General features: G+C 32.6%; 2 protein-coding genes. Both read left to right on the top strand.

Going from position 1 to position 3574, the window contains the following annotated elements; genetic code table 11:
* Window positions 1-861: 861 nt before the first annotated feature.
* Window positions 862-2322, top strand: a complete 1461-nt coding sequence (locus ACYQY7_RS13750) for a formylglycine-generating enzyme family protein (RefSeq protein WP_461202904.1) — start codon at window positions 862-864, stop codon at window positions 2320-2322.
* A gap of 37 nt (window positions 2323-2359) precedes the next feature.
* Window positions 2360-3547 (top strand): MFS transporter, encoded by a 1188-nt coding sequence (locus ACYQY7_RS13745; RefSeq protein WP_461202902.1) that lies wholly within the window; start codon window positions 2360-2362, stop codon window positions 3545-3547.
* Window positions 3548-3574 lie beyond the last annotated feature (27 nt).

Raw genomic sequence — 3574 nt, 5'->3', positions numbered from 1 at the left:
TGTGGAAGTGGTTGAAAGATGAAGTGATTGCCAACGTTTTTCACAAGGATCAAAATGACATTGCCCAATCCATTACTCGCTTTGAACAGTACGTTCTACAACACCCGGATGAGGTGTTACGCCGCATCGGGTGTACTGCGTGAACCAGAGGTTAAAATTTTAAATTGGATGTATATAAATCAACAAATATTGCTCCTAGGGTTCTTCACCTAATAGGTGAACATTCGAAATTGAGTTGAAACCTCGGCATGATTAGGTTTTCCAGCATTTTTGATACGCTTCTGTCACGGATTGAGGTAAACAACAACCTGCATATAGAATCATGTTAAGTTTAATATTTCTAAAAGTAAAACATTTAAAATTTACAAAATTTTAAAAAAACATATTGACAAAATATTAATATAATTTTAAATTTAAATTGTATTAACTGTTTAAAATTAGTAAAGGAGGTGACAATATGAAAAAGTTAAACAAGAATTGGAGAAAAGCTCTTTCTCAACCAACGATTTGTATGCAAAACGAAAAATGGGGTTAATACTATATGGGGTATCTCATCTTATTTGATGAGATCTCCCCCTGCCTTATAGTATGTTTATTTCCTTAATGGCTTAATGCTTAATATTTTTATTTTTAATTGTAATGTTTGGATATAAACATAGTTCTACTTAAATCTTAATTAACATTTCAACTTTTTAATTCATAATAAAAATAGATTGTCAGAAGTTCGATTTTTGGTGTACCCACTCGTTTTGGTATCCTGACGGAATCCATATTTATTTAGTCGGAAGTAGAATCTTTAAATTAAATTTTATATAAATTTCATACATATGGAAAAGCTAAATACCTATTGGAGGTAATAATATGTTGTGTAAAACTGCCGAACACCTGGATTTATATAATAAAGACATAGATATATTAAGTGAAGTAGAACAACTAATGGAGCAGACTTCGCCTAAGTGTGCGGAGGAATTTAGAGATTTGATTGATCATAAAATTTTACCTTTACTACATAAAGTTGAACATCCAGTAGCGGCCGAAAACATTTTTGGAATGTGTATGTCCCACCCGATAGCATATGTTAGATATAAACTTATTGAAGTAGTTGAAAATTGGATCCCTTACTTTTCTGCGGTAGAAACCATAGTTAATCTTACTCTTGATCCAGATGACTTAGTTTCATTTAGGGCAATGGAGGTCTGTGGAAAATACAGAATTGAAGAAGCTATACCAAACCTTTCAAAAATAATTGGTGATGTAACAGAGAAGTTGCATTTTCCAAACAAACCGGTGGGGTTAGGTGCTCAAAAGGTTTTAGAAACATTTCTGGATATTTTTGGAACGAAAAATGAAGAGGAACTTCGAATGTTAAAACATTATTTTCAAACATATGGTGTGTTACCGGGAAACTATGACTTTGAAGAAAAAATTCCGACTGAATTGTTAGAAGAGTTCGAGAGAATTGAAGAGGAAGGAATGGTTTTTATTCCTGGTGGTTTTTTTGAATACGGATTAAATGAAAATGAAGTTCCTTACAAAACATTTAATTGGAATGATAGTGTTCCAAAAATGAAAGTTTGGCTTCCTCCATTTTTTATCGATAAGTATCCCGTTACTAATAAAGAATATGATGAGTTTACCGATTTCATTGAAGAAAATGGACATATTTTTTGTCATCCTAATGAACCAGAGGGTAAAGAGCATAGACGTAATACTTACTGGGATCCGCGTTACAAACCTGACCATCCTGTGACTGGTATTGATTTTTATGATGCATTTGCTTTTGCGCGTTGGAAAGGGAAGGAGCTTCCTACTGAATTTCAATGGGAAAAAGCTGCTCGAGGACCCGAGGGATTAATATGGCCATGGGGTAATTCGTTTGATCCTACAAAGGTTAGATATTCGGGAAGTTTGTATGGTACAAGCATTGATTCCTTGGACGAGTGGCGAAAAACGATATTAAAAGCTCATCAAGACACCTCACTTGATAGCTATACAATCTCATTAAAAAATCCAACGAACATAAGTTTTTATGGTGTTGTAGATATGGTTGGGAACACTTGGGAGTGGACCAGAAGTGATTTTAAAACTCGTAGAATGTTTCATCCTGTATGGGAAAGTACTCAAACGAAAGCCAACGCATTCGCAGTGCTCAAAGGGGGATCGTTTTACTCTCATCCAGGTTTAATGTTTCCATCGTATAGAGCCAAAGATATCCCATTTTGCCGACACAATGAAATGGGAATAAGATGTGTGAAAAATATTCCTGTTTATTTGATACAGAGAGCATTAAAAAAACCTATAACTAATAAAGCAATATATTAAGGTGTTGGTGATACTATTGACTTTGAATTTTTATAAGTTGGCATTTGGAAATGTTATTACAAATATTTCTGGTATTCTATATACAATTGTAGCAACATCTTTTATTTACGAATATACAAAATCTGCAACTCTTGCAGCAATTGTCGCATTGGTTAGAACTATAGCTAAAATTATTAGTGGGTTGCAACTTCCTTTTTATACAGAAAGATTTGACATTACTAGACTAATTTCTTCTTTTTATTTATTTCAAGTGCTATTACTAAGTTTTTTTATAGTCTATTTTAAACTAATAGAATTAAACACATTCACAACAACATTTATATATTTATTTGTATTTTTTATTAGTTATATTGAAGGTATCATCTTGCCATGCCGTAATTCATTAGTTCCTAAGGTTGTGACACATACGCAATTATTTAGGGCAAATAATATTATTTCCTTCTTAGAACAAACAGTTAGCTTGTTATCTTGGGGGATGGGCGGGTTACTGGTAGTATACTTTGATAAACTTTGGATCTTAGTTGCTATAACTTTTTCCTATCTGTTTCCAGCCCTCCTCTTTAAATCAATGAATATAAAAATTGATAAGATGAAACATAAAAAGAAGAAAATATTTAGATTAGATGGTTGGAGAGTTGTAAAAAGCAATCCTTTTCTTCTGAAAATGCTGATAGTCGATATTATTGAAGGTATTGCTAGTGGTATATGGATTGGTGGTATTACTCTTGCTTTTGTTAGAGAGGTCTTGCATAAAGGAGAAAATTGGTGGGGATATATTAATACAAGCTATTACCTTGGTACTATTTTGAGTTCCAGTGTTTTAATTATAATTTCTTCTATTATAAGAAGAAAATTGGTTATTAGTATGTCCTTAGGCTCATTAGGAGTTAGCGTATTTGTTTTTATATTTGGACTTAACAAAATTCCATTAATGTCTCTGATTTTGGTTTTTGTGTTAGGGTTGTTTTATCAATTAAGAGATTCGGCTCAAAGAACTTTACTACAGCTTCACGTAAAAGATGATGACTTAACCGCATTTTATGGTTTTTATAGTTCAATAAATAGCGTGGTCTTTGGCTTTTCTATTTTCTTGATGGGAACAATATCGGATTTACTGGGTCCTCAAAATATTTATTTACTTGCGTCACTTATGACCTTAGTTAGCTCAATATTAATCTTTGTTGCATTAAAGAATCTAAAAATGGGTCTTCACCATTTTCTGTGATTTCCACTCAATCCCAGAAACATGTTA

The sequence above is a fragment of the Anoxybacillus sp. TBDG-1 genome (assembly GCF_054815885.1).
The sequence above is the reverse complement of the archived record's forward strand: the minus strand, read 5'-3'. Positions and strand labels throughout refer to the sequence as shown.

Excerpts from the sequence above, each read along its gene's own strand:
- ACYQY7_RS13750 (WP_461202904.1), top strand. The coding sequence starts at position 862 with ATGTTGTGTAAAACTGCCGAACACCTGGATTTATATAATAAAGACATA.